Below are 19,403 nucleotides of genomic sequence, written 5' to 3'. Positions count from 1 at the left end.
GCTGATCAGATCAGCCGCAGTTCCCGGGCCCGACGGACGGCCTCCCGACGGCGGGAGGCGTCGAGCTTGCGATAGATATTACGCACATGGGTCTTAACCGTGTTGATCGACAACGACAACTCGGCCGCGATCTCCACGTTGGAAAGGATGCTCTGCAGGTAGCGCAGGATGGTCACTTCACGTTCGGTCAGTGGCTCGGCCAGTGCGGCCCTGGCCGGCCCGGGCCGTTCGTCCGGCTCCTCCACTCCGCGGACCAGGTCGCTCACCGCCGACCAGTGCGCCGTACCGGCATCCAGATGCGCTGCCAGCAGGTCACGGATCTCCGGGTCCGCGCGGGTGAACGGCCGCCGGACCCCCTCCGCTCCGGCCAGGTCGAGGGCGGCCTCCAGGGTCCGGTGCGCCCGCCGGGCATCCCCCGCCTGCTCGGCCAGCGCCACGTGCAGCACCGCGGCCTCCACCCGCACCGGTAGCGGCCAGTCCGCCGCCTCGGGCGCCTGCCAGTCGGGCAGCACCGCCTCGGCCGTCCGGCTGTCCCCGGCCCGAAGCTCCACCCGAGCAAGGCCCACCGCGAGTTCGGGGCCCGCCCCGACAAGCAACTCGCGGGCGGCGTCCAGGTCGCCCCGCGCCGCATACAGGTCGGCCTCGGCAGCCCGCAGCCACCGCTCCAGCTCCCCCCGCCGACCGCCCAGCTCCCCCCGCGGACCGCCCAGCCGCTCCCGGGCCGCGACGAGCAGCCGGTGCCCACCCGTGCGGTCACCGGAGTCCCGCAACAGGTGGGACCGGCACAACGCCACCACCGCTCCGGCGGCGGGCTCCATGGTCGCCGGTTCCGCCAACGCCAGATTCGCCGCCGCCTCCTCGGGCTGGTCCCGCAGCAGCGCCACCACCGCCAGCGCCAGGTAGGCGTACCCGCAGTCGGTCCGGCAGGACCACCCCTGGCCGGGCGGAAGGGCGAGCGCGGAACGGGCCCCCGTCTCCGCCTGCCGCAGTTCACCGCGGATCGCACGCAGCAGCGCCACTCGGCTGGCACCGGCCAGCTCGGTCCGTACCCAACCGGCGGTCCGGGCGGCCCGGGACGCCGCCACCAGCTGCCGCTCCGCGCTGCCCAACTCGCCGACCGCGAATTCGACCAGGCCGAGCGCGGTGCCCGCCACCGCCCACCCATCCGCATCCTCGACGATGGTCTCGCGCGGTTCGGCGGTGGCCGGCATCCGGTCCTGCCTTCCGGACGCCCCGGTCGCCGAATGGGTGGCGAGCAACCGGGCAGCGGCGGCGCGTACCGCCGGAATGTCGTCGGACCAGCGGACCACCGCGAGCTCCACCGCGGCGACCAACCGGGCAAAACGCTCCCGGCGGGGCGCCGGCAGTTCACGCACCGCCCCGGCGGACCGCAGATACCCCTCGGCGGCCGACAGGTCCCCCGCGTACGCCCGTTCCGCCGCGCACGCCAGCGCCAGCTCCGGGTCCCGCGCCAGGGTCTCGGCAGGCGGTGGCGGTGGCGCGGGCGAACCCTCCCGGTCGTACGGCGCCAGCTCCGGCCAGGTCGTGCGGAGCAGTTCGGTGGCCCCGGACCAGTCGCCGCCCTGCAGCGAGTGCCGCAGACCGTCGGCGGGCCGCCCGTTGTCGGCGTGCCAGCCAGCAGCACGCCGGTGCAGTTCCCGCGCGTCAACGGCGGGCAGCCGGGCCAGCTCGTCACGGAGCAGATCGGCCAGGAGCGGATGACAGCGGTACCAGGGGGGCCGGCCGTCGTCGTGCCGCAGTACCCCGCCGACGCCGGCCAGCTCGGCCAGCCTCGCCGCAGTGTCCGAACGGCCGGTCACCGCGTCGGCGAGGCCAGCGCAGGCGGCGTCCGCCACCGCCGTGCTCCGCAGCAGCTCCCGGTCGTCCGGATCCAGCCCGCCAAGGACCTCCTCCCGCAGGTAGCCGGCGATGTCCGGCTGGTCACTGCCGAGCCGCCCCACCCACCGGGCCGGGTCCGGCTGCCCGGGCAAGGCGAGCGCGGCGAACCGGAGCATCGCCGGCCAGCCGCCGGTGCGCTCGCGCAGCCGCCAGACCCCCTCCGCCGGAAGGGCCGTCCCATGTGCGGTCAGTAGGTCGGCGACCTCGTCGCGGGTGAAGGCCAGGTCGTCTGGACCGAGCTCGGTCAGCTCGCCGGCCAGCCGCCACCGGTGGACCGCCAACGGCACCCCGGCACGAGCCCCGGCCACCAGACGCAGCCGCTGCTCACAGTGGCGGAGCAGGAACTCCAATCCGGCGACCGCCGCCGGGTCGGTGATCCGGTGCAGGTCGTCCAGGACCAGCAGCACCGGCCGTTCCCGGGCGGCAAGTGCCGCGGCCAGCACCTCCAACTGGTCCAGTCGCGGCGGACCGTCCGGCATCGCCGATCGCAGCGGACCGTCCAACGCCGCCGATCGCGGCGGGTCGGGCCGCAGCGCCGCCGCCAGGTACGACCAGAGGCGTTCGCCGTCGTCACCGACCTCCACCGAGACCCAGCCCAGGTCCGGCCGGTCCCGGCCGGACCCCGATTCCGACGGGTCCGGCGCCTCCGCCCCGACCTTCGTCGGCGACCCGACACGATCCCCGCCGGCGGCGCCGGTCACCGTGCCGCCCCGCACCGGGTCACCGCCGGTGGCGGCCTGATACCAGGAGGTGAGCAACGTCGTCTTACCCCAGCCCGCCGGCGCGGCGACAAGCGTCACCGGTACGGCGCTCCCCTCGTCAAGCTGCCGCAGCAGCCGGGGCCGCAGGACCACCGGTCCGGGCAGTGGACCCGGGGTCAGACGGGAGGCCAGTAGCGGCGCACCGGCCCCCGTGGTCTGCCGTCGCTCCTCCGGCATCGGCCCACCCCCATCGGACACGTTCTCCCCAGATCCGCGGTTACCCGGCCGGTGCCGATTCACCCCTTCCGGGGGAACCCGGTTCACCCAGGCCGAGCCGACGCTGGGAAGAGTGGCGTCCGGCGAGAAGGAAACCCCGGGCAACGAAGCGGGTGGTGGACCGACGGGGAAACGGGCCGGGTAATGGGCGGGATGGGCAACGGACGGACCGGTAACGGACGGACCGACGGGAGGCACGGGTGAGACACCGCACGAGACGGGCCGGGACCGCTGCCGGGATGCTGGCGAGGCTCGCCGGTGCCCGACGGCGGTTTCACCCGGCTGATCCGCGCCCCGATGCCCCGCCGGCCGGTGGTTGGGAGGTGGTGACGGTCAACCGACCGCCCAACGAGGTGCTGCCCGGCGGGCGACGGCCGGAGCCGCTGCGCCGACTCGGCCACGCCGTCCAGGTGGACGTCTGGCCCGCGCCAGCGGGCCGGGGCACCGAGCTGGCGGCGCGGATCCGTCCTGGCGCGGCCCTTCCGGGCCTCGCCGCGCACGTGGCCGGCGACGATCCCGACCGGGTGGTGCGGACCGCGTTGCGACAGGCCAAGCAGCTCGCCGAGACCGGGGAGGTGCTCTACGCCGACCGCTCGCCGATCGACCGGGGGCTGGCCGGATGAGGGCACTGTGCTGGACGGGCGCCGGCCGGGTCGCGGTCCGGCAGGTACCCGATCCGGAACTGCGCAACGGCCACGACGCGATCGTGCGAGTACGCCTGAGCGCCACCTGCGGCGGGGATCTGCCCCTCCTGGCCGGTCGGGCACCGTACCTGGCCGATGGGGATGTGCTCGGGCACGAGTTCCTGGGCGAGGTCGTCGCGGTGGGACCGCAGGTACACCGGCACCGGGTCGGCGACCGGGTGGTGGTCAGCTCTACTGTGGCCTGCGGCTCCTGCTGGCAGTGCCGCTCCGGCGCACCGTGGTGCTGCGACAACGGAAACCTGGTGCCGGAGGCGAGCGAGCTGGCGTACGGCCAAGCCGTGCCCGGCGCCTTCGGGCGACCCACCGCTGCGGGCGGGTTCGCCGGTGGGCACGCCGAGTACGTCCGCGTCCCGTACGCCGATGTCGGCGCGTTCGGCATCCCGGACGAGGTCAGCGACGAACGGGCGCTCTTCGCCGCGGACGCCGCCCCCGCCGGTTGGCTCGCCGCCGAGCTGGGCGGGGTCCACCCGGGAGCCGTGGTGGCGGTCTGGGGTGCCGGGGCGGTCGGTCAACTCACCGCCCGCGCGGCCAGCCTGCTCGGCGCCGACCGGGTGATCATCATGGATCCGCAGGAGGACCGGCTGCGGATGGCACGACGGCACACAGACGCGGAGACGGTCGACCCGCGGCACCCGGATATCCCCGCCGAGTTGCGCGAACGAACCGGCGGGCGGGGGCCGGACATCTGCGTGGAGGCGGTCGGACCGGCCCGGGACGGACGGCCGCGTTCCCTGGCCGAGCGGCTCACCGGCGCGGCGGAACGCCCCCCGGCGGTCCACGAGGCGATGCACTCCTGCCGTAAGGGCGGCACCGTGGTCGTGCTCGGCGAGTTCACCGGGCAGGTGGACGCCTTTCCGCTGGGCGCGGTCGGCGCCAAGGGGTTGCGGGTGCGGGGTGCGCGGCAGCACGGGGCGGGGCAGGTGCCGACGCTGCTGGAGCGGATGGCCCGCGACGAGTTGCGGACCGAACACCTGGCCACCCACCGACTGCCGCTGGAGGAGGGGGCGCGCGGGTACGCGCTGTTCCGGGACCGACGGGACGGCTGCGTCCGGGCCGTCTTCAGCCCGGATCTACCCCCTGCCGGATAGCCGCCTCAGGTGGCAGACTCGGCAGATGCCTCCGGAGCGGACGTACGACCTCGTCCTGTTCGGCGCCACCGGCTTCACCGGGAGCCTGACCGCCGAATACCTGGCCCAACACGCGCCGCCCGGGCTGCGCTGGGCGCTAGCCGGGCGGAACCCGGACAAGCTCACCGCCGTCCGGGATCGACTCGCCGTTATCGACGCAACGCTGGCTGAGCTGCCGTTGCTCACCGCCGACGTCACCGACCCCGCGTCACTGCGGACGGTGGCCGAGCGCGCCCGGGTGGTCGCCTCCACCGTGGGCCCGTACATCCACCACGGCGAGCCGCTGGTGGCCGCCTGCGCCGCGGCGGGCACCGACTACCTCGACATCACCGGCGAACCGGAGTTCGTCGACCTGATGTACGTACGACACCACGAGACGGCGGTACGCACCGGCGCCCGGCTGGTGCACACCTGCGGTTTCGACTCGATCCCGTACGACCTGGGTGTCTGGTTCACGCTCAAGCAGCTCCCGACGGGCGCGCCGATGCGCGTCGACGGCTTCCTCCGGGCCGGGGGGCGCTTCTCCGGCGGCACGTACCACTCTGCCCTGACCGCGTTTTCGCGGACCGGTGAGACGAGCCGGGCCGCGGCGGCCCGACGGGCGGTCGAGCCGCGACCGGAGGGCCGACGGGTCCGGGCGGCGGCCGGCCGGATCGCCCGCTCCCCCGACCTCGGCATGTGGGTGGCGCCGCTGCCGACGATCGACCCCCAGGTGGTCCGTCGCTCGGCAGCCGCCCGCCCGGAGTACGGGCCGGACTTCCGCTACCGGCACTTCGCGGCGATACGGCGGCTCCCCACCCTGCTCGCCGGGGCGGCCGGGATCGCCGCCGTGACGGTGCTGGTGAAGCTGCCGCCGACCCGGCGCTGGCTATTCGGGCGGCTCAGCCCCGGGCAGGGCCCGAGTCCCGAACGGCGGGCCCGGTCCTGGTTCCAGCTGCGGTTCCTCGCCGAGAGCGGCGGGCAGCAGGTACGCACCGAGGTGGCGGGCGGTGACCCCGGCTACGACGAGACGGCGAAGATGCTCGCCGAGTCGGCGCTCTGCCTCGCCCTGGACGACCTCCCCCCGACCACCGGCCAGGTCACCCCGGTCACCGCGATGGGCGATGCCCTGCTGGAGCGGCTCCAACGCGCCGGCATCACCTTCCGCGTGCGGTAGCCGGAGCCGACGCTGAGGGCAAGCCGGGGGCGGTGGGCCCGCGACGGTAGCATCTGGTGGTCCACCTGACATCCGGACGGAGGCGTACGGAGCAGCATGCTCGACATGGAGTTGATCCGGAAAGATCGCGACGCGGTGGCGTCCGCGCTGGCCAAGCGACTGGACCCGGCGGAGGTGAGCCAGGCGCTGGACGAGCTGTCGCAGCTTGACCAGCAGCGGCGCAGTCTGATCTCCGAGATCGACGGCGAGCGGCAGCGCCGCAAGGCGGAAGCCCGGGCGTACGCGGAGGCCAAGCGGGCCGGCCGCGAGCCGGAGCCGACGGTGGCCGAGGCCGGTCGTCGGCAACTCGCCGAGCTGGAGACCGAGCTGGGCGAGGTGCAGGAGCAGCTCCGGGCGCGGATGAGCGAGCTGCCGAACCTGCCCGCCGAGGATGTGGTGCCCGGCGGCAAGGAGGCCAACCGGGTGGTGAGGACCTTCGGCGAGCCACCGACGATCGAGAGGGTGCGCGACCACGTCGAGTTGAGCCGGCTGTTGGGCCTGGTCGACCACGAGCGGGGCGTGAAGCTCGGCGGCTCCGGTTTCTGGATGTACACCGGCCTGGGTGCCCGGCTGGAGTGGGCGCTGGTCAACTGGCTGATCGACCAGAACATCGCGGCCGGCTACGAGTTCCTGCTCCCGCCGCACCTGCTGCTGGAGACCGCCGGCTTCGCCGCCGGGCAGTTCCCCAAGTTCTACGACGACGTCTACCACCTGAGCCGGCAGTCCGCCCCCCGCGGTCAGTTCCTGCTGCCGACCGCCGAGACGGCGATCCTCGGGGCGTACCAGAACGAGATCCTGGACACCACGAAGCTGCCGCTGAAGGTGTTCGCGTACACCCCGTGCTACCGCCGGGAGGCGGCCGGCTCGCACTCGGACGAGCGCGGCACCGTGCGCGGCCACCAGTTCAACAAGGTGGAGGTCTTCCAGTTCGTCCTGCCGGAGCAGGCCGACGCGGCGCTGGAGGCGATGGTCACCCACGCCGAGGGCCTGGTGGAACGGTTGGGCCTGCACTACCAGCGCAGCCTGCTCGCGGCCGGCGACTCGAGCGCCGCGATGCGCAAGACCCTCGACATCGAGGTCTGGATGCCGAGCACCGGAAAATACAAGGAGGTCTCGTCGGTCTCCTGGGGCGGTGACTACCAGGCCCGACGGGCGGCGATCCGCTACCGCGAGCCGGGCGGCAAGCAGACCCGCTTCGTGCACACGCTGAACGGCTCGGCGCTGGCCACCAGCCGCCTCTTCCCGGCCATCCTGGAGCAGTTCCAGCAGTCCGACGGGAGTGTCCTGGTGCCGGAGGTGCTGCGGGACCGCCTCGGTACCGACCGCCTCACCCCGCGCTGAGACCGCCGGGATCACCACCGCCGACCATGCCGGGCACAGGCCCCGGCGTGGTCGGGCCAGAGCCGGCAGCGGTGGGCTTGACCTCAACCGAGGTTCAGGTTGAACCCTGGTCGGGATGCTGTCTGTCCCAAAGGGGTGCCACTTACACATGCGCGCAATACAGGTAACCGCGTTCGGCGGTCCAGAGGTGCTGTCGCCTGCGGAACTGCCCGACCCGGCGCCCGACCCCGGCCAGGTTGTCGTCGCCCTGGCCGCGGCGGATGTCATCTTCCTCGACACCCTGCTACGCAGCGGCTGGGGACAGGACTTCTTCCCCCGCACGTTGCCCTATGTGCCGGGTGGCGGCGGAGCAGGCGTGGTCGTGCAGACCGGCGACGGGGTGGACCGGGCATGGATTGGCCGGCGGGTGGTCGTACAGACCAGCACCGGCTACGCCGAACGAGTCGCCGCGCACGTCGAGGAGATCCTGCCGGTCCCCGACGGCCTGGCCATCGAGGCAGCCGCGGCGCTGGTGCACGACGGCGTGACCGCGCTCCGCCTGGACCAACTGGGCACACCACGAAAGAGAGAGTGGGTACTGGTCTCCGCTGCCGCTGGTGGGGCCGGATCACTGCTGGTACAGCTAGCCGTCAACGCCGGAGCGCGGGTGGTAGCCGCCGCGTCCTCCGACGCCAAGCTGGCGCTGGCCCGCCGACTGGGCGCGGAGATCGCCGTCGACTACACCCGACCGGACTGGATTGATCAGGTGCGGGAAGCAACAGGCGGCGGTGTCGCGCTGGTTTACGACGGGGCTGGTGGCCCAACCGGCACGGCCACCCTGGCTGCGGTCGCCGACGGCGGACGGCTCGTCACCTACGGCACCGCCGACGGTTTCGCGACCCCAGATCCCGATTCGGCCGCCGGTCGCGGCATTCGGATATTCACACCACTGTTGGACGGCCCGCCGGACCGACAGACCGTACGCGAGCTGTTGGGCCTGGCCCTGGAACGGAGCACGCGGGGACGCATGCACCCGGTGATCGGCGCCACCTACCCGCTGGAACGGGCCGCTGACGCTCACCGCGCCCTGGCTATGCGCGCCACGGTCGGCAAGTCACTGTTGCTGATCGGCGACCAGTCGGGGCGCGCCTCTTAGGAACTGGCGGGACCACGGGTGTCGAACCGCTTCCCAAGGGTGCCGCTTCCACGCCTGACGCCCCCGGCGACCGCCGGGGGCGTCAGCTGTGGTGGATCGGTCAGCCGAAGCAGGTGGGTACGGGGTTGGGGCTGCCGACGCAGTTGGTGGGTCGGTTGTTGATGATGATGACCTTGCCGAAGACGTTGATCACGCCGCCGTTGTAGACGCCGCCGGGTTCGTTCTGGGCGAGGTTGTCCGTGACGCGGACGTCGGTGAGGGTGAGGACGGTGGTCTCGTTGAATGGGCTGAAGTAGATCCCGCCCGCGGCTTCCCCGGCCTGGTTGCCGGCGATGATGGTGCGGCGCAGAGCCACCACGGGGTCACCGTCTTCCACGCCGACGATGGCGATGCCGCCGCCGTCGCCGGTGGTGGCGGTGTTGTACACGATCTTGCTGTCCTCAATGGTGGCGCCGATGTCCTCAACGAGGTAGAGCCCCCCGCCGGAGGTGGCGGTGTTCTCGGCGACCTTGACGTGCTGGAGCAGGAGGGCTTCGTCACCGTCGTCGTAGATGCCGCCGCCGAGGCCGCTGGCGGTGTTGCGGGCGATGGTGCTGTGAACGATCTCGGTGAGGTCGCCGTCGCCGTGCACGCCGCCGCCGTCGACCGCGGTGTTGTCGCTGATCACGACGTGGCTCAAGGCCGCGTTTCCGTCGTCGTTGACCAATCCGCCGCCTTCGTCACCAGCGGTGTTGTGGGTCACCTTCGACTTGCTGATCGAGACAACGGCGTTGTCGTTGTAGAAGCCGCCGCCATCGCCGCCAACGGTGTTGCGGGTGATGGTGCTCTTGGTGATCGTGACCTTGCTCCGGTCACTGTAGATTCCGCCACCTTCGCTACTCGCGCCGGTGGCGATGTTGTCGCGGACGGTTACCCGTTCGAGGGTCAGGCGGGTGCCTTCGCCAGCCGTGATGCCGCCGCCGTCAAGGTCCGCGACCTGCCCGCCGGCGACGGTGAGGTCTTTGAGGGTGAGGTCGCCGCCGGTGACGACTTCGAAGATGCGGAAGTTGTCGGCGGCGGCGGCCCGGATGATGGTGGCGCCCTGGCCGTGGATCGTGATGGGCTGGAAGACCTGGGGTAGTCCGTTGTCGTCCTGGTTGACGGTGAGGGTGTAGGTGCACTTCTCGGCCAGGCGTAGCGTGCCGCCGCCGGCCTGGTTCGCCGCGGTGATCGCGGCGATCAGCGCGTTGGGATCGCAGGGCACCGGGGTGCCCTTGCCCTTCCCGTCACCATGCGCATTCCGCTTCCAACCCGGGTTGCCGGCGGCGCTCTTGTCACCTCCCTGGTCACTGTTTGCGGAGCCGCTTCGGTGCTGCTCCGGGCCGCCTTTGCCGGGGGCGCTGCCGCCGTCGCTCCCGGGGAGGGAGGCCCGGGCAACCGCTCCTGGCGCCTGGGCGAGGCTCATGGATCCGGTGGCGGCCACGGTCGCGAAGCCAGCGAGAGTCGCCACCCCCAGCGTCGTCGCGGTCCGGGTGAGGCGCCGCCGACGGGGCCTTCCCGCTGGGCGTGCTTGGTCCAGCATGTGATCTACCTTCGTGTCGGTCGGTCCGCGCTCCTGGTGAAGCGGTGGGGCGGCTATCCAGCCGCATAAGCAGTTAAATCCCACCAAACCGAATAGTGAGCCGCTTTCACCACAAAGTTCCTCATATCGGTACAAGGTGCTCGTAAGTCAACCCTGAGACCGACCACCATCGAGCCAACGAACCCGTCTGTTTTGAGGGGTTTTTCAGGTTCATGTCCCTTTTGGCGGCCCGCGTAGCTAGCGTGCGAGTGGCTGCCACCGACAATTCGGTCGCCGAGGAGCCACCCGGTCCATCCGATGGTCGGCTCTCGTCGCTGACGGGAAGGACACGACACCGCGATGCACCATCAGGACACCCACGAACCCGAAGCCGACCGCCGCAACGGGGACCAGCCAAGGTCACGTCGGCGCTGGTGGGCGGCCGGGCTGGCCGGTGTGACCGGCCTCGCCCTCACCACCGTCGGCGTCGTCGCCGCCACCCCGGCCGCCGACGCCGCCGGGCGCACCCGGAGCACCGCCGACGACCACAGCAAGCGCGGCAGCGGCAAGACTGATGCTCGGCGCGACCACGGCAAGACCGACGACCGGCGCGACCGTGCCGGCAAGGGCAAGCCCGGAGGCGGCACGCCAGTCCCCTGCGACGCGGATGCGCTGATCGCCGCGATCACCCTCGCCAATGCCCGTGGCGGCGCCACCCTCGACCTCGCCAAGGACTGCACCTACCTGCTCACCGCCGACCTCGACGGCGCCGGCCTGCCCGCCATCACCACCCCGATCACCATCAACGGCGGCAAACACACCATCATCGAACGCGCCGCCGCCGCCGACCCGTTCCGCATTCTGACTGTCGAGGCCGGCGGCGACCTCACCCTCAACCATGTCACCATCGCCGGCGGCCAGACGGAAATGTTCGACGACGGTGGCGGAATCCTCACCAGCAGCGGAAGCACTCTCGCCATCAACCACAGCGTGATCAAAAGAAACATCGGCCACAACGGCGGCGGGGTGGCCAACCGTGGCACGACCACCGTCAAGCATTCCACGGTTAGCGGGAACACGGCACGGGCGAGCGCCGGCGGCCTCCAGAATATGGCGGGCCTGCTCACCGTCGGACACTCCACCATCACCGACAACACCGCCACCGGACTTGCGATCGGCGGGGGAATCGGCAGCATCAACGGTGCGACCACGCGCATCAGCCAGAGCGACATCACCCACAACTACTCAGCGCTAGCCGGCGGAGGGATCGGCGACTTCGATGCCACCAGCGTTGTTGCCGACTCCACCATCAGTCACAACACCGCCGCCAACACCGGGGGCGGGATATTCGAAGAAGGGCAGCTCACCCTGCGACGCGTTACGCTCACGGGCAACAGCGCCCCCGGCGATGGCGGCGGCGGCCTCGAAATTCAGAACGTTCTCGGCGGGAACACCGCAACCATCGAGGACAGCGAGATCACCAACAACAGCACAGGCCGGGGCGGCGGAATTCGCAACCTCGCCGCCACGGTCGTGCTCCGCAACACCCGGGTCGCCGGAAATCAGGCCGACACCGGCGCCGGCGTCTTCAACAACGACAACTCCACCCTCACCCTCTTCTCCACCAAAATCGTCAAGAACACCGCCGTCACCGACGGTGGGGGCATCCTCAACATCGCGGGCGGCACCGTGAACCTGAATACCGCCACCGGCACAATCGTGATCAAGAACCGGCCCAACAACTGCGTCAACGTCCCGGGCTGCTCGGGCTGACCGCCCACCGGCCCGCGCCACCGGGGGTTGGGCCCCGCCGCCGGGGCAGGCGGCGGGGCCCAACCCTGGCCGTACGATCTCGCAACGACCGGTGGCCTTCGCCTCTGGCATGGGTACAGAGTCCAGGGGTATGACCGGAAGATGAGGGCAAGCTTCCGGCTCGGCCGGATCGTGGGCGTACCAGTCGGGGTCAACTGGAGTGTCCTGGTCATCTTCCTGGTGATCGCCTGGGCACTCTCCGCCAACCAGTTCCCCCGCACCTACCCGGACCAGCCGGGGATCGCGTACCTGCTCGCCGGCCTCGCCGCCGCCGTGGTCTTCTTCCTCGGCCTACTCGCCCACGAGGTCTCACACGCGGTCGTCGCCAAGCGCAACGGGCTCGAGGTCGGCGGCATCACGTTGTGGCTCTTCGGCGGTGTCGCCGAGCTGAAGGGCGAGGCGCCGAACCCGGGCGCAGAGCTGCGCATCGCCGGGATCGGACCGCTGGTGAGCCTGCTGATCGGCGTCTTCTTCGGCGCCATCGCGGCGGGAGTGGCGATGACCGGGTACGACGGGCTGTGGCTCGGCGCGCTGGCCTGGCTCGCCGGCATCAACGTGCTGCTGGCCGTCTTCAACGTGCTGCCCGCCGCCCCGCTGGACGGCGGGCGACTGCTGCGGGCAGCGATCTGGAAGGCCACCGGGGACCGGACCAAGGCTTCGGTGGTGGCCGCCCGGGCCGGCTGGGTCCTCGGGGCGCTCCTGATCGGCCTGGGGTTCTGGCAGTTCTTCGCCGGCGGCGGGTTCGGCGGCCTGTGGCTGATCCTGATCGGTTGGTTCCTGATCGGCGCCGCGACGATGGAGGAGCGGCAGGCCCGGATGGGCAGCGCCCTGAGCGGGATCCGGATCGCCGATGTGATGACCCCAGAGCCACAGACCGCCGCCGGCGACATGAGCGTGGCCGACTTCATCGAGCACTACCTCTTCGCCTACCGATACTCGACGCTGCCGCTGGTCGCCGACGACCGACCGGTCGGGCTGATCACCCTCGACCGGATTCGCCGGGTACCGGCCGATCGCCGGTCCACCACCACCCTCGCCGAGGTCGCCTGCCGCACCGACGAGTTGGTGCTCGCCGCCCCGAATGAGTCACTCAACGAGCTCCTTCCCCGGCTCACCGACTGCGCCGACGGGCGGGCGCTCGTGGTGGAGGACGGGCGGCTGGTCGGGATCGTGTCGCCCAGCGACATCAGCCGGGCGGCGCAGCGCGGCAGCATGCGGGAGCAGTTGGCCGGGCAACCAGGTTCCTGACGGGTGCGGTTTCGCCGCCGACCGGGCCGGGAACTCCCCGACGATGAGCAGCCACCGTGTTCCGGCGCCACCGACCACGCCGGGCCCCCAGCCCACCCCGGCACCGCCGCCCGCGCCGACCCCGGTGCCGCACCCCGGGCCGCCGCCGCGCTCCGGGCCGGCGGCGCTGACCGGGCCACCCCGCACCAGGCCGGCTCACCCCGAGCCGACGCATCGGGCCCCTCAGACGTACGGCCGGGTGGTGTAGGCCCGCTTGAGTGCGGCCAGGCCAACGTCCTTCGGCACCAGTCGACCCCAGCCGGAGTTGAAGTAGTTCGTCCGCACGATCCGGGGCCCGCCCTCGGCGTTGAGCGCGGCGACGGCGGCCGGCACGGTCCCGATCCACGCCGCCTGGTCGGGAAGCTCCGCCGACCGGACCCCCCACTCCGCGATCAGGACCGGGCGGGAGAGGGCGATCGGGCCGAGGTCGGCGACCGCCCAGTCCTTGGTACGGCAAAACCGGGCCAGCGCGGTGTGCGTGGCGCTGGTGGCGTAGACGTTCCACTGCAGGAAGTCGAGCTTCGCCATCAGCGCCTCCGGGTGGGTCCGCTGATAGCAGGCCCGGTCGAAGCCGCCCGCCCCCACCGAGAAGGTGGTGTCGGCGGGCAGGCCCCGGGCCTTGAACCAGGTGACGATGTATGTCAACGCCGCCACCGCCCGGGCGTCGGACTCCGCCCAGGTGTACGCCCCGCCCGCCTCCGTGGTGCCGAACTCGTGGTCGGTGTCCAACTCCGAGGCGAGTTGGAGGTTCATCCCGACGTCCATCTCCTGATACTGCGCCAGGGCTCGCGCGAACAGTCCGTCGCACTGGCCGGAGAGCACCTGGTCGTACCCGTATGCCCGGGGCCAGGTCGTCCCCGGTCGCTGTTGGATGGTCATCGCCGGGGCCGGGACCGTGTACGTCCGGCCGTTGACCCGGAACGTCTGCTCCCTGGCGTACGGGGCACCGTAGTGCTTCAGCTCCAACACCATATTGATCTTCATCCCGGCCCTACCGAGCTCCGTCAACCAGGGCTTGTTCCACCCCGGGAAGAGGTAGCCGTCGGCGAAGCTGCGGTACTGGGTCAACGATCGAAAGTTTCCGCCCGCCAAGTCGGCCACCGGATTTCCGTTGCCGGAGAGGTAGTAGCCGCCCAGGACGGGCGAGCTGACCTGGTAGTCGGCGGTGGTGGTGGCGGTGCGCCCGCCGGAGTCGCGCGCCGTGACGGTGACCCGGGGCATCACGCCACCGCCTGGTAGCCGGCCACCGCGCCGTTGTCCGACAGCTTCGTCCAAGCCCGGCCGGAGTCATCGGTGACGGTGAGGGTGAGCGGGTCGATTACCGCGGTGACCTGCGCGGGGGCGCTGCTGCGGCCGCGCACGTCGGTGACCACCACGGTGACGGTCACCGGCCGGGTATCAGCGTCGCTGTAGGTGACCGTCATGATCATCTCATCACCAGGGGCGTAGACCGCCGCGTTCAGGGCGACGGTCACGGTGGGAGCAGCCATCGGTTGGCTCCTTCCAAGCGTGGGTGGGGCGGGCCGACGGCGCGGGTCGCGTCAGCGACGACGCTCGCGCCGGGCTCGGTGGCGGCGGCGCCAACCGATACGCTGCTGGCCCCGCCAGGCCCGAGGATCGGGATGTGGCCCGCCATCCACGCCTCTCACCTGCTACAACAGTGCGTCGACGCGGTGCCCGGCGTCCTGTCCGTTAGCCGATCAGCCGACTGTCGCGCACCTGCTTGCCCCTCTTCCCGGCTGCCCGGTGACGCCCCGTTCGCCGTTCACAGTCCGTGCCGGCCCTCGCCGGCCACCAACTCGGCGATCCGCGCCTCGGACCTGCCCGAGACCGGCTGCCGCAGGGCGGCGACCGCCCGGCGGGTCTCCGCAGCGATCAGGTCAGCGTTGATCGCGGCCCCGGCGACAGCGCCGCCAGCGGCGGCGGCCCCCACCTGGGCCGCCAGGTCGGTGACGTTGCCCGCCGCCCAGACCCCCTCCACCTCGGTACGCCCGGTCGGATCGGCCGGGATGTGCTCGCCGAGCCCGCTCGGGTGCTCGACCGCCAGTAGGCCGAGCCCGGCCAGGAACCCGGCTCGCGCCACCATCCGCGGCCCGACCCCCAGGGCGGTCCGGGGTACGACCGTGCCGTCCACCAGCCGCACCCCGACGAGCCGGTCGTCGGCGGTCTCCAGGGCCGCCACCGTGCCGGTGACCACCCGCACACCCCGGGCCGCAAGCTGCTCCGCCTGCTCCTCGTCGGGTCCGGCGGACATGTGGGTGAAGTAGCTGATGTCGGCGCTGAGCTGGCGGAAGAGCAGGGCCTGGTGCACTGACCGCGGACCGGTGGCGAGCACTCCGATGGCCTGGTCCCGCACCTCCCAACCGTGGCAGTACGGGCAGTGGAGAACGTCTCGGCCCCAGCGTTCGCGTAGCCCGGGAATGCTCGGTAGTAGGTCGACCAGTCCCGTGGTGACCAGCAGGCGGCGGGCCCGTACCGACCGGCCGTCGGCCAGGGTCACGACGAAGCCGGCACCGTCCCGAGCCGCGGTCGCGATCTCGGCGGTCACGACGTGGCCACCGTAGCCGCGTACCTCGGCCCGGCCGCGCCGGAGGAGCTCGGCCGGCGGCATGTCCTCGCGGCCCAACAGCCCGTGCACCCCCTCGGCCGGGGCGTTGCGTGGGGCGCCCGAGTCGAGAACCACCACCGATCGACGTGACCGGGTGAGCATCACCGCCCCGTTCAGGCCAGCGGCGCCGCCACCGGCCACCACCACGTCGTAGCTCTCCTTCAGCTGATCGGTCACTCTGACCACCTCCTGCGGCCACGGTGCCCCCAGCCTGCCCTCCCAGCAAACCCTGTTGCCAATATGGCAAGATATTGGCCATGGACGGTGATCTGAACCAGGCTCTCGGAGCGGTCGCCCCCCGGCTGCGCGCCCTGCGCCACCAGCGCGGCACCACCCTGACCGACCTCTCCATCGAGACCGGCATTTCGGTGAGCACCCTCTCCCGGCTCGAATCGGGCGCCCGCCGGCCAACCCTCGAGCTGCTCCTCCCCCTCGCCCGCGCCCACGGCGTCACCCTCGACGAACTCGTCGGGGCACCGCCCACCGGCGACCCCCGCATCCACCTGCGCCCGGTGACCCGCCACGGCATGACCGTGCTGCCGCTGACCCGACGAGTCGGCGGCATCCAGGCCTTCAAGCTGATCATCCCGATCAGCAGGCGGGAGCCAGACCCCAAAACCCACGACGGGTACGACTGGCTCTATGTCCTCAACGGGCGACTACGACTCCTGCTCGGCGAGCATGATCTCGTGCTGGCACCCGGCGAGGCGGCCGAGTTCGACACCCGGGTCCCGCACTGGTTCGGCGTCGCCGAGGATCAGCCGGTCGAAATCCTCAGCCTCTTCGGCCAACAGGGAGAACGTGCCCACCTCCGCGCCCGGCCCAAGACCCCACCAGCTTCGGAGTGAGGCGACCGGCCCACCCCACGCCGATCGGGCCCTCGCGCCAACCTGACCGACGGATCCCGACCACACACCCGCCAGTGATCGACGGCGATGGCAGCCGTGCGATTGACCCCCGGCAGTAGGGGTATAACGGACCAGGTAGGTCTGCCGCCGCCCACCGACGAGACGAGGGGACGCCCGCATGTCACCGCACGCCAACAACCAGCCGGTCAAGGCCTCCGGTACCTACCGCATCGGTGGGGACCTCCCGGTCGACCGACTCGGGTACGGATCCATGCAGCTCGCCGGCCCGGGAGTCTGGGGCATGCCGGACGATCCGGCGAAGGCGATCCGGGTGCTCCGACGCGCCGTCGAGCTCGGGGTGACGTTCATCGACACCGCCGACTCGTACGGGCCATTCGTCTGCGAGATGCTGATCAAAGAGGCGCTACACCCGTACGCCGATGATCTGGTCATCGCGAGCAAGGCAGGGCTGGTCCGGGGCGGGCCGAACGACTGGAAGTCGCTCGGGCTCCCGAGGTACCTGCGGCAACAGTGCGAGATGAGCCTCCGCTACCTCAACCTGGACTGCATTCCGCTGTACCAGCTGCACCGCATCGACCCGGAGGTGCCCCTTGAGGACCAACTCGGCGAGTTGGTCCAGTTTCAGCAGGAGGGCAAGATCCGGCACATCGGTCTCTCCGAGGTGACCGTCGAGCAGATCGAGGCCGCCCGCGAGATCACCCCGATCGCCACCGTGCAGAACCTCTACAACGTGAGCAAGCGGGATGCTGAGCCGGTGCTGGAGTACTGCGAGCGCAACGACCTTGGGTTCATCCCCTGGTACCCGATCGCCACCGGTGACCTCGCCCGCCCCGGCGGCCCGCTGGAAGCGATGAGCGCCGAGTACGGCGCAACGCCCGTGCAGCTCGCCCTGGCGTGGCTGCTGCGCCGCTCGCCGGTCATGCTGCCGATTCCGGGCACCTCTTCGATAGCGCATCTGGAGGAGAACCTCGCCAGCGCCGAGGTGGAGCTCACTGACGACCGGTTCGAGGCCCTAACCCAGGCCGCCTAACCCTAATCTCACTATAACTGCACCTCTATACAAGTTTACCCGATTTGGGCAAGTTTTTCAGGTTCACATTCGGATGGGGTTTTTGTCGGTTTAGCGTGCGGGTGGCTGCTACCGCCCGCTCGGTAGCCGAGGACGACACCGACCCGGTCCGCCCCGGGGCTGGCGCCTCCTCGCCACGCACGGGGGAAGGACACCGGCGCCGCGATGAACCAGCAGGACCACACCCACGAACCCGAACCGGGCCGCCCCGGCGGACACGAGACGAGGTCACCGCGACGCTGGTGGGCCATCGGCCTCGCCGGCGCTACCGGGCTCGCCCTCACCACCGTCGGTGTCGCCGCCACCCCGGCCGCCGACGCCATCGGACGTGCCCTCACCACCGACATCCGCACGGTCAAACCCCAGCCGCCCAACAGCGACAACCGCGGCGGCGAACAAGGGCAACATGACGACAGGAGCAAGGGCAAGAAGGAGAGGAAGCCGCAGGGCACCCCCGTGCCCTGCGACGCCGACGCCCTGATCGCCGCGATCACCCTCGCCAACGCCCGCGGCGGCGCCACCCTCAACCTCGCCAGCAAGTGCACCTACCTACTCACCACCACCATCGACGACGCCGGCCTCCCCGACATCACCACCCCCATCACCCTCAACGGCGGCAAACACACCACCATCGAACGCGCCGCCGCCGTCGAACAATTCAGAATCCTCACCGTCAACACCGGCGGCGACCTCACCCTCAACCACCTCACCATCACCGGCGGACACACCGACAGCGACGGCGGCGGCATCCTCGTCAACACCGGCGGCGCACTCACCACCAACCACAGCACCATCACCCGCAACATCGCCGCCACCGCGGGAGGCGGAGTCGCCAACAACGGCACCACGACCGTCAACCACTCCACCGTCAGCCGAAACACCGCCAGCACCACCGGCGGCGGCAGCTGGAACACCGGCCTCCTCACCGTGACCAAGTCCGACATCACCGCCAACCTCAGCGGCGCCTCCGGCGGCGGCATCCAGAGCACCAACGGAACGTTGTTGGTCGACCACAGCCGGATCACCGCAAATCAGAGCCAGACCGGCGCCGGCGGCCTGGAGTCATTCGGCGGGACCGGCACTGTCACGAACACCAAGATCACCAACAACACCGCCACCGCGGCAGGCGGAGTCACCACGAGCGACGGGCAACTCACGCTCCGGAAAGTCCTCATCGCCAACAACACCGCGACAACGGGACTGGCCGGCGGGATGAACGTGAACCCCAACACGACCGCGGTGGTCGAGGACAGCACCATCAAGAACAACACTGCCGCCGCCAATGGCGGCGGCATCTTCAACTTCGATTCGCTGGTTCTGCGCAATACGAAGGTAGTCGGGAACCAGTCCGGAAACCAGGGGGGCGGAATCTTCAACAGCTTTACCGGCAGCCTCTCTCTTTTCAACACCCAGGTGGTCAAGAACATCGCCGTCACCGAAGGTGGAGGCATCTTCAACGCCGCACCCGGCGTGGTGAACCTGAACCTCGCCACCGGCACCGTGGTTATCAGGAACCGACCCGACAACTGCGTCAACGTTCCGGAATGCGTCGGATGAAAACCGTGCACGCCCACCTGAATGTAGGTGCCTGAACGAAGGGGATCCCTCCTCGGCCGGTAGGCGGAGGAGGGACCCCTTCAACCCCTACAACAGGAGAACAGACCTGTAACCAGCGGCAGCGCAATGATCTTATGGATATTTTCTTCCCCTTCGCACCCCTATAGCCATCTCCTCAGGCTCAACTAAGGGGCCTGCTACCGCCCTCCTGGATAGCCGAGGACCAACCACCCGCCAGCTACCACCCGCGGGTTCATCATCCGTGACCAGGAAAGGACACCGA

15 protein-coding genes are annotated in these 19,403 nt (G+C 71.0%); 10 read left to right on the top strand and 5 right to left on the bottom strand.

The features are described 5' to 3' along the window. Window positions 1-5 precede the first annotated feature (5 nt). A complete protein-coding gene (locus tag SALPAC3_RS0120690) occupies window positions 6-2,837 on the bottom strand; it encodes a winged helix-turn-helix domain-containing protein (RefSeq protein WP_018223086.1) in 2,832 nt (943 codons plus the stop codon). A gap of 278 nt (window positions 2,838-3,115) precedes the next feature. Here SALPAC3_RS0120690 and SALPAC3_RS0120685 point away from each other — a divergent pair, with 278 nt between their 5' ends. The 5 genes from SALPAC3_RS0120685 (at window position 3,116) to SALPAC3_RS0120665 (ending at window position 8,378) form a co-directional block, all read left to right on the top strand. Continuing rightward, window positions 3,116-3,499: an SRPBCC family protein gene (locus SALPAC3_RS0120685; protein WP_018223085.1), complete on the top strand. Its 384-nt coding sequence runs from the start codon at window positions 3,116-3,118 to the stop codon at window positions 3,497-3,499. Then, window positions 3,496-4,668: an alcohol dehydrogenase catalytic domain-containing protein gene (locus tag SALPAC3_RS0120680; protein WP_018223084.1), complete on the top strand. Its 1,173-nt coding sequence runs from the start codon at window positions 3,496-3,498 to the stop codon at window positions 4,666-4,668. Before SALPAC3_RS0120685 ends, SALPAC3_RS0120680 begins: the two co-directional genes overlap by 4 nt. A 25-nt stretch (window positions 4,669-4,693) precedes the next feature. Then, complete coding sequence (locus SALPAC3_RS0120675) at window positions 4,694-5,863, top strand: saccharopine dehydrogenase family protein (RefSeq protein WP_018223083.1); 1,170 nt, start codon at window positions 4,694-4,696, stop codon at window positions 5,861-5,863. Window positions 5,864-5,959: 96 nt separating this feature from the next. Beyond that, on the top strand, window positions 5,960-7,243 hold the full coding sequence (gene serS / locus SALPAC3_RS0120670; protein ID WP_018223082.1) for a serine--tRNA ligase: 1,284 nt from the start codon (window positions 5,960-5,962) through the stop codon (window positions 7,241-7,243). A 148-nt stretch (window positions 7,244-7,391) separates the two neighbouring features. After that, window positions 7,392-8,378, top strand: coding sequence for a zinc-binding dehydrogenase (locus SALPAC3_RS0120665; protein WP_018223081.1), 987 nt, complete (start codon window positions 7,392-7,394; stop codon window positions 8,376-8,378). Window positions 8,379-8,478: 100 nt separating this feature from the next. Here the strand turns inward: SALPAC3_RS0120665 and SALPAC3_RS0120660 are convergent, their stop codons facing one another. Further along, window positions 8,479-9,867, bottom strand: a complete 1,389-nt coding sequence (locus SALPAC3_RS0120660; RefSeq protein ID WP_018223080.1) for a right-handed parallel beta-helix repeat-containing protein — start codon at window positions 9,865-9,867, stop codon at window positions 8,479-8,481. A 411-nt stretch (window positions 9,868-10,278) separates the two neighbouring features. Here SALPAC3_RS0120660 and SALPAC3_RS0120655 point away from each other — a divergent pair, with 411 nt between their 5' ends. Continuing rightward, window positions 10,279-11,691, top strand: coding sequence for a hypothetical protein (locus SALPAC3_RS0120655; protein WP_018223079.1), 1,413 nt, complete (start codon window positions 10,279-10,281; stop codon window positions 11,689-11,691). Between the two features lie 141 nt (window positions 11,692-11,832). Continuing rightward, window positions 11,833-12,978 carry a site-2 protease family protein gene (locus tag SALPAC3_RS0120650; RefSeq protein WP_018223078.1) on the top strand — a complete coding sequence of 382 codons (1,146 nt, stop codon included), beginning with the start codon at window positions 11,833-11,835 and terminating at the stop codon, window positions 12,976-12,978. 222 nt (window positions 12,979-13,200) lie between these two features. Here SALPAC3_RS0120650 and SALPAC3_RS0120645 read toward each other — a convergent pair whose 3' ends face one another. The 3 genes from SALPAC3_RS0120645 to SALPAC3_RS0120635 form a co-directional block, all read right to left on the bottom strand. Beyond that, window positions 13,201-14,238, bottom strand: a complete 1,038-nt coding sequence (locus tag SALPAC3_RS0120645; protein ID WP_018223077.1) for a hypothetical protein — start codon at window positions 14,236-14,238, stop codon at window positions 13,201-13,203. Further along, window positions 14,238-14,507, bottom strand: a complete 270-nt coding sequence (locus SALPAC3_RS0120640) for a hypothetical protein (protein WP_018223076.1) — start codon at window positions 14,505-14,507, stop codon at window positions 14,238-14,240. Before SALPAC3_RS0120640 ends, SALPAC3_RS0120645 begins: the two co-directional genes overlap by 1 nt. Window positions 14,508-14,782: 275 nt before the next feature. After that, entirely contained in the window at window positions 14,783-15,802 is a 1,020-nt protein-coding gene (locus tag SALPAC3_RS0120635; protein ID WP_018223075.1) for an NAD(P)/FAD-dependent oxidoreductase, read from the bottom strand. An 80-nt stretch (window positions 15,803-15,882) separates the two neighbouring features. On the opposite strand from SALPAC3_RS0120635, the gene SALPAC3_RS0120630 reads away from it, so the two are divergent. The 3 genes from SALPAC3_RS0120630 to SALPAC3_RS0120620 all read left to right on the top strand — a co-directional run bounded on the left by SALPAC3_RS0120630 (window position 15,883) and on the right by SALPAC3_RS0120620 (window position 19,120). After that, the gene (locus tag SALPAC3_RS0120630; protein WP_018223074.1) at window positions 15,883-16,473 is read left to right on the top strand and encodes a helix-turn-helix domain-containing protein; all 591 of its coding nucleotides are present in this window, start codon (window positions 15,883-15,885) and stop codon (window positions 16,471-16,473) included. 178 nt (window positions 16,474-16,651) lie between these two features. Continuing rightward, complete coding sequence (locus tag SALPAC3_RS0120625; protein ID WP_018223073.1) at window positions 16,652-17,524, top strand: aldo/keto reductase; 873 nt, start codon at window positions 16,652-16,654, stop codon at window positions 17,522-17,524. 204 nt (window positions 17,525-17,728) lie between these two features. Then, a complete protein-coding gene (locus tag SALPAC3_RS0120620) occupies window positions 17,729-19,120 on the top strand; it encodes a hypothetical protein (RefSeq protein ID WP_018223072.1) in 1,392 nt (463 codons plus the stop codon). The last annotated feature ends 283 nt before the right edge of the window (window positions 19,121-19,403 follow it).

It is taken from the genome of Salinispora pacifica DSM 45544, from assembly GCF_000378845.1.
GTDB classification, from domain to species: domain Bacteria; phylum Actinomycetota; class Actinomycetes; order Mycobacteriales; family Micromonosporaceae; genus Micromonospora; species Micromonospora pacifica.
The sequence above is the reverse complement of the archived record's forward strand: the minus strand, read 5'-3'. Positions and strand labels throughout refer to the sequence as shown.